The following is a 6,619-nucleotide window of genomic DNA, read 5'->3' as shown; positions in this document are numbered from 1 at the left end:
CCAATGCCTAATAACATCTCTTGAGCAATCCGAGTGTCTCGTTTGCCTCCGTATAGCTGTCCGGTTATCCAACGATCTATTGGATCGTTATCCTCGCGGTCAGTATCCAGAAGATACAAATTTATTCGTCCCACCCGCACTTGCCAAATCTGGGCTTTGACTTGTCGCTGGCGGATATCAATCTCAATAGCCAGAGGTTCTCCTTGAACATCACACAAAAGTTCTATAGGCAATTCCTCAAATTGATAATCTACGTAGTCTTCTCTTTGCCAACCTTGGGAGGTGAAGCGCTGATGAAAATAACCCTGACGATACAACAAACCAACTCCCACCAAGGGTAAACCCAGGTCGGAAGCAGATTTGAGGTGGTCAGCAGCTAGAATCCCTAGTCCACCGGCATAAAGCGGTAGAGATTGGTGAAGACCGTATTCAATGCTGAAATATGCTACAGGTTGCTCAACCCTGATCTGAGGAACAGTTTGAGTTGTCCAGGTATCATTTTGTTGTATGTATTGCTCAAACTGGCTTGTTAGAGTCCTTACCTGTTGGAGATAGTGCGGATCTACTGCTAGCTGCACCAGTCGTTCGTAGGATACTTTTTTTAGAAGTTTTACGGGGTTGTGGTGAAACTGCTCCCATTTTTCGGCATCAATGGTGCGAAAGATTGATAAACGCTCAGGAGACCAACTCCACCAGAAATTGTAGGCTAGTTCTGCTAAAGAATGAAGCGGACGGGGAAGCTTGGTTTGTAATTGCGCTGCTGGGGATAATGCATCCTGGCTATTCATGGCAGTGCCTATTAATTGTGAGCAAATTATTAACTTTTTTTTAACTAACTTAATTTAGTTACTTACTAACCAATGTACCTATTAAGTTAAATTTAAGTTTAATAAGAGGTTATTATCTATTTAAGCTTTTTCCAATTAAACAAAATCGAAAAAAGATCAGCCCACAGAAACAAAATTTAATTAGATTTTTTTGTAAGATATCTATCCCTAGAAATAAGAAAATTTTGTCAGGATTCAGTTTAGCCGGATATATTCCGATTCACTTGAGGGGACAATCAAAAATCTGTTGTAGTCGTTAGGGAAAGTGACATATTTTATTTCCTTTGAGCAATAGATATTCACCGATTTATTATAAACTCGTATCCAAGCACATTGAAGCTTTGCAAAATATCTAAACGCTTCATAATCGAAATAATCTATAAAATTCCTTGACCTTGCAATTGACTATTGACCTTATAACCCGCTGCAAATTCCGGCGTTGCATAAATGCGGGATGAATCAGCTAAATACAGGTATTTCTCTATACTTCAAATAATGGAGTAACAATCGAATCGAATATTTAAGCATATCTACTGATTTGGAATAGCATAATGTTTTTCGATGCAGTCGTGCTAGATAATGACGTAAACGCGTATTCTCACCTTCTACTCTGGTCATATATGTTTTACTGACAATATGGTCTCCTGGCTCGATAAAACTTGGGTAAACTTTCCATCCATCTGTGACGTAAAAATAGCACTGCCAACAACAAACTTTCCTCCCACAAAGGTTTAAATGTTTCTGCGCTATGGTCTCCCAATACCCAAGCCAAAATCCCTTGACGAAAGTGATTTACTGCTGTCCACAACCAAATTTTGTTTTTTTTGACCCAACAAAAGTTTCTAATTCATCTAGTTCTCCAACTTCTGGAATCTCGTTGATTGGTGGCGCATCTGGCAGTTGTTCACCAATTTGTTTGAGCCAATAAATAATCGTTGTATGATGAACCCCCTTATCACGCTCAATTGCTCGGAATCCCATCCCATTCACATATGATCTTAAACATTCTTGTTTGATCTCATCCGAGTACCTTTTTGGTGGGCTATAGACATCGATAAATTGACGACTGCAATTGACACAAATGTGATTTTGTTTACCTCTTCGTTTACCATTTTTTCTAATCTCAGTAGACGCACAGTATGGACATTGCATAGTACAATACCTCAATTCATCCCTCTATTATGCAACGCCCAAATTCCCTATCTAAATCTTTGTTCAACTACTTAGGAACAGCAGGGTTTTGCCCCTAAATTTTAGCAAGAGCCTTGACCCAAGCTTGTGTACTCATTTGCACAGCATCCCAAGGACTACCCAATGGCGGTGTATAACTAAGGTCAAGATCGCTTAACCCGTCCACCTTCATACCGTGAAATAGGGAGGTAGCAAATATATCAATTCGTTTAGCGACTTCTCCCTGATAATGTCCTGCAATTTGAGCGCCCAAAAGATGACCTGTTTGAGCATCTCCGGTAACGTGAATTCGCAATTTATGCGCCCCAGGGTAATAAACTTTATGATCCCAGGTTTCAAACTCCACAGTTACAGGGGTAAATCCTGCACTTTGGGCTTCTGAGTCACGCAAGCCAGTACGGGCTACTGCCAAATTAAAGATTTTCACTACCTGTGTGCCAAGTGACCCAGCAAATTCTTGATGACCGCCAACAGCATTTTCGCCAGCGACCCGACCTTGCTTATGAGCTGTAGTACCCAAAGGTAGATACATATAGTCATTAAGCAAGCGATGCCAAGTTTCTACACAATCCCCTGCTGCGTATATGTCAGGGGCGTTGGTTTCCATCTTTCTGTTAACTTGAATAGCTCCACTCAAACCCGTTTTTAAAGATGCTGACTCTGCTAAGTCGGTTAATGGTTTTACTCCAACTGCAACTATTACCATATCAGTAGTTTTGTAAAAGCCATTAGACCCTGACACTAATAGCTGAGTTTCTTTTTGTGCAATAGTGTCAATTTGTACACTATTGACAACCTCAACCACGTGGCGTTGCAGTTCTTCGCTAATGAGTTGCCCTAAGCTAGAGTCAACAGTCTTCATCACGGTTGGTGAATGTTCTACTACCGTGACAGCAATACCCCGGAGAGTCAAAGCATCTGCCATTTCCAGACCGATGTATCCACCGCCAACAATTACTGCTGATTTTGGTTGACGATTAGTCATGTGTTGCTGGACAGCAAAAGTATCCTTCATTGAATGTAGAAGAAACACTCCTGGAAGGTCTACCCCTTGGATGCGAGGTTTAATCGGTACAGCACCAGTACCAATTACTAGCTTGTCATAGGTTAACCACTGTATCTGCCCAAGTCTATCCACAACTTGGACACTTTTTTTGACAGGAGCAATAATTTTAGCAGTGTGGTTGAGTAGTAAATTGATACCTGTCTGAGTTATTTCCTCTGCTGGGCGATGGGCAAGATTGTGCCAATCTGGTACTTCTCCACTGAGGTAAAATGGGATACCGCAGATGCTGTAGTTAGGGAAACTATCAGCTACAACTACGGTGACATCAACTTTAGAATTTAACTCTCTTGCCCGTAAAGCAGCGCTAATGCCTGCATCGCTACCACCGATAATTAGTAGATGGGTCATTTGGACTTACTCAATAACTATAAAAAGGATTGTCTTGTTTTTCCCATTGCAGTTCCCCTCACTTTTATCCTACAACGGCAAAACTAACTGGAGAGGTGAGACTAAAGGCTTAATTACGTATGCGTCTTAGAAAATATCAAACGAGATTACTATGCTTCCAACCTACCTCTAGCAAGTTTTACCGCTCTAGGTAAAAACTTCTTACTTCTTACTTCTCCTCTGCTCCATCAAACGCCTTAAGCTTGTGAGAAATGCGGGTGGGGTTAGAAAACCAAGCAGCTGTGCAACAGATTATGTTGGGGCATCTGCCCGAAAAAGATATTTATGTCCAATTAATAAATTCCTCGACAAGGGACTCGTATTTTCCATAAATTTGGTGTACCTTGTTAATTCTGTGCAAATTATTTATACCTAACTTCTCCCAAATTTACTCATCCAAGTTTTAAGCCAATGCCTTCGAGAGAACAGCCAATGAAAACTTCTAATGAGATACACACTAAGAAAATCATCAAAAAATCTGACAAGCTTACCCTGAGACAGATGAAGTTAATCGAGGAGGCAGAAGACAAACTTATTGAAGCTAATACTGTCAATTCTCCAGCTCCTGTGGTTGAGGAGCAACCAGTAGCGATTTCAGAGCCTAGAGTTCGTGATTATGTTCCATTCCTTGACAATCCTCCAGTACAATCGGTGGGCAATTCCGGCTGGCAGGTTTCTGATGTCTGGCGGGATATTCGGGTAGATGATTTCTGTAGTTAATTTAAAACAGGCAATTTGTATTCCCAGACAGTTGACCATTGAGGCGGGTGCAATCCGCGATCCAAATCTTAAAGATTGAGGAACAGGCACCCCTTCAGGGAGAAAAGTTTTCCCGAATGCATTCTTGTACAGCAATACCTCAATACTTAGCTGAACCAATATTATGGCAAACGCCTGAGCAACTTTTGTAAACTATCTTTGCGCTCAGTCAAAGTTATAGTTGAATTGTGCCTATAATAATTTACGGCTAACTATAACTATAAGTTAGCATTTCAAACCTGTGTATTGCTTGACTTACGCATTATAGGCGATACCAGGGATAACCAAAATTCATCGGCAGCGCAATAGTTTCTATTCTATTGCCAACATGCACACCGCGATCGCATATTGGTGAAAGTGTTGTGTCTGGGGGGAGGTAGTATTAATCGTAGATTATATCGGATAAAAGATAAGGGTATCTTATTTTGTGTTGGGCATGATAAAATGAGGGCTGCTCAACTTATGATTACAGTTACATCCGCCTTCAAGCGATCGCTAGTCTGAGATCGCTTACAAAAATTAAGCCCTAGAATAGGGAATTGGTGTTCGGAAAGATATGGAGTATGCCAGCAAGAGATGTTTTTCACGATGCAGTCAAGCATGGATTAATTGCCAATGGATGGAAAATTACCCATGACCCATTGCCAGTTAGTTTTGAATTGGGGGATATGTATATTGATTTGGGTGCTGAAAAACTTTTGGCCGCCCAAAGAGGGGAGGAAAAAATTGCGGTAGAGATTAAAAGTTTTGTCAGAACTTCAGCAATCTACGAATTTCATACAGCATTAGGACAATTTATTAACTACCGTTTGGCACTTTCTGAGCAAGAACCAGAACGCACATTGTATTTAGCAGTGCCAATTGATGCTTACAGTTCATTTTTTACAATTAGGTTCGTACAAAATATTATCCGCATTCATCAACTGAAATTAATAGTTTATAACCCAGAAACAGAGGAGATAGTGGAGTGGATAAACTAACACAGTATCGACAAATCGTGCAACAAATGCTACGTGAATATGCAGAAATTGGTAGTCCTGATCCAGATGTAGAAACACAAATAGTCTTTGATACTGAACGCGAACACTACCAATTGATGAATGTGGGTTGGAAAAATCAACGCCGCGTTTATGGTTGTTTTTTACACATTGATATTAAAGATGGTAAAGTCTGGCTGCAACACAATGGTACAGAATACGAAGTTGCTGAACAACTGGCAAATTTAGGAATTCCTAAGCAAGATATTGTGATTGGATTTCACTCTCCTTTTAAACGCCAGTTTACAGATTATGCAGTTAGTTAAGCCAATGAACTACAACACAGATTCTTTACCTGCAATCAAACTTATCTCTCTTGATGGTGAAAATCCATTGAATATTCAAGGAATAAGGAGTACAAAAACGTCTACACCTACGGATATTCGGTGGGTAAAGGTACTGGAATTTTTACGCAGCAATAACCTTGCACCCAATAGCCGCAAGCTTTATGAGCGGGAACTGAAGCGGTTTTTGGGATGGACGCAATTGCACTATCATGAACTACGCCCACGTCACTTCGCGCTATATAAAGAGTACTTGCGGGATGAACTGCGGACTGATGTTGGTAAACCGCTTTCAAAAAGCAGCATCAATGCCGGAATTGCCGCACTCAAAAGCTTTTTCAAATGGATGTGCTATACGTATCCTGACATAATTGCTACTAATCCTACACTGGGCATTAAACTGGAAAAAGTACCACTGCCACCAGCCCAGAGTTTAATCCCAGAACAGATGGAGCGGGTGTGGTCAGCGTTAGAGTTATTGGGAGAAACAAAGCAACGAGATACAGCACTTGTCCACATCCTTAGTCATGGACTTCGGGCTGGGGAAGTTGTGCAGCTAAATGTTGGCTCATTTGATGGCAAGCTGCTGTTTTTACCAGATACCAAAACGAATGAACCGCGCCTAGTGCCACTGTGTCAAGAAAGTCGCCAAGTGGTAGCAGAATATTTACAATTGCGCGAACAGCAGGGGGAGGTTTTGACCAGCCTTAGTCCACTGATGATTTCACACCATGCTTCATACAAGGGTTCACGCTTAAGTTATCACGGGATTTACTTTGCGATTGAGAAAATAGGTGAACTCGCTTGTGTTGAAGACTTGCACCCCCATGCTTTTCGTCACACCTATGCCACTGATTTACTGCTATTAGGTCTTGACCCCAGCCATGCTCGGAAGCTGACTGGGCATCAAAGTGAGAAGGCTTTTCGGCGCTATACCCTTCGCAGCGAACAAGAAGCGGCGATCGCTGCTTACTATCGCGCGATTGGTGAAGAGGAAGCAGAGTAGACTATGCCCAAGCCGTTAGATCCCAAATGTCAGCTATGCTCCAAATTACCAACAACTCAAGC

At 41.4% G+C, this 6,619-nt stretch carries 8 protein-coding genes; 4 read left to right on the top strand and 4 right to left on the bottom strand.

Going from position 1 to position 6,619, the window contains the following annotated elements; translation table 11 throughout:
* The 4 genes from glgP to ACEW80_RS01430 all read right to left on the bottom strand — a co-directional run.
* The coding region (gene glgP / locus ACEW80_RS01445) for an alpha-glucan family phosphorylase (RefSeq protein ID WP_373524890.1) at positions 1-788 on the bottom strand (788 nt) is incomplete at its 3' end.
* Between the two features lie 498 nt (positions 789-1,286).
* A complete protein-coding gene (locus tag ACEW80_RS01440) occupies positions 1,287-1,577 on the bottom strand; it encodes an IS1 family transposase (RefSeq protein WP_373524891.1) in 291 nt (96 codons plus the stop codon).
* Positions 1,578-1,619: 42 nt separating this feature from the next.
* Positions 1,620-1,979 carry an IS1 family transposase gene (locus ACEW80_RS01435; RefSeq protein ID WP_373524889.1) on the bottom strand — a complete coding sequence of 120 codons (360 nt, stop codon included), beginning with the start codon at positions 1,977-1,979 and terminating at the stop codon, positions 1,620-1,622.
* Between the two features lie 94 nt (positions 1,980-2,073).
* The gene (locus tag ACEW80_RS01430; protein WP_373524888.1) at positions 2,074-3,432 is read right to left on the bottom strand and encodes an FAD-dependent oxidoreductase; all 1,359 of its coding nucleotides are present in this window, start codon (positions 3,430-3,432) and stop codon (positions 2,074-2,076) included.
* 471 nt (positions 3,433-3,903) lie between these two features.
* Between ACEW80_RS01430 and ACEW80_RS01425 the strand changes: the two genes are divergently transcribed.
* The 4 genes from ACEW80_RS01425 to ACEW80_RS01410 all read left to right on the top strand — a co-directional run bounded on the left by ACEW80_RS01425 (position 3,904) and on the right by ACEW80_RS01410 (position 6,557).
* Positions 3,904-4,191, top strand: coding sequence for a hypothetical protein (locus ACEW80_RS01425; RefSeq protein WP_373524887.1), 288 nt, complete (start codon positions 3,904-3,906; stop codon positions 4,189-4,191).
* A gap of 602 nt (positions 4,192-4,793) precedes the next feature.
* Positions 4,794-5,210, top strand: coding sequence for an element excision factor XisH family protein (locus ACEW80_RS01420; RefSeq protein ID WP_373524886.1), 417 nt, complete (start codon positions 4,794-4,796; stop codon positions 5,208-5,210).
* Positions 5,198-5,533 (top strand): XisI protein, encoded by a 336-nt coding sequence (locus ACEW80_RS01415; protein WP_373524885.1) that lies wholly within the window; start codon positions 5,198-5,200, stop codon positions 5,531-5,533. The genes ACEW80_RS01420 and ACEW80_RS01415 overlap by 13 nt, the downstream gene beginning before the upstream one ends.
* Before the next feature lie 4 nt (positions 5,534-5,537).
* Complete coding sequence (locus ACEW80_RS01410; RefSeq protein ID WP_373524884.1) at positions 5,538-6,557, top strand: tyrosine-type recombinase/integrase; 1,020 nt, start codon at positions 5,538-5,540, stop codon at positions 6,555-6,557.
* Positions 6,558-6,619 lie beyond the last annotated feature (62 nt).

The sequence above is a fragment of the Nostoc sp. genome (assembly GCF_041747015.1).
Taxonomy (GTDB): Bacteria; Cyanobacteriota; Cyanobacteriia; order Cyanobacteriales; family Nostocaceae; genus Nostoc.
The sequence above is the reverse complement of the archived record's forward strand: the minus strand, read 5'-3'. Positions and strand labels throughout refer to the sequence as shown.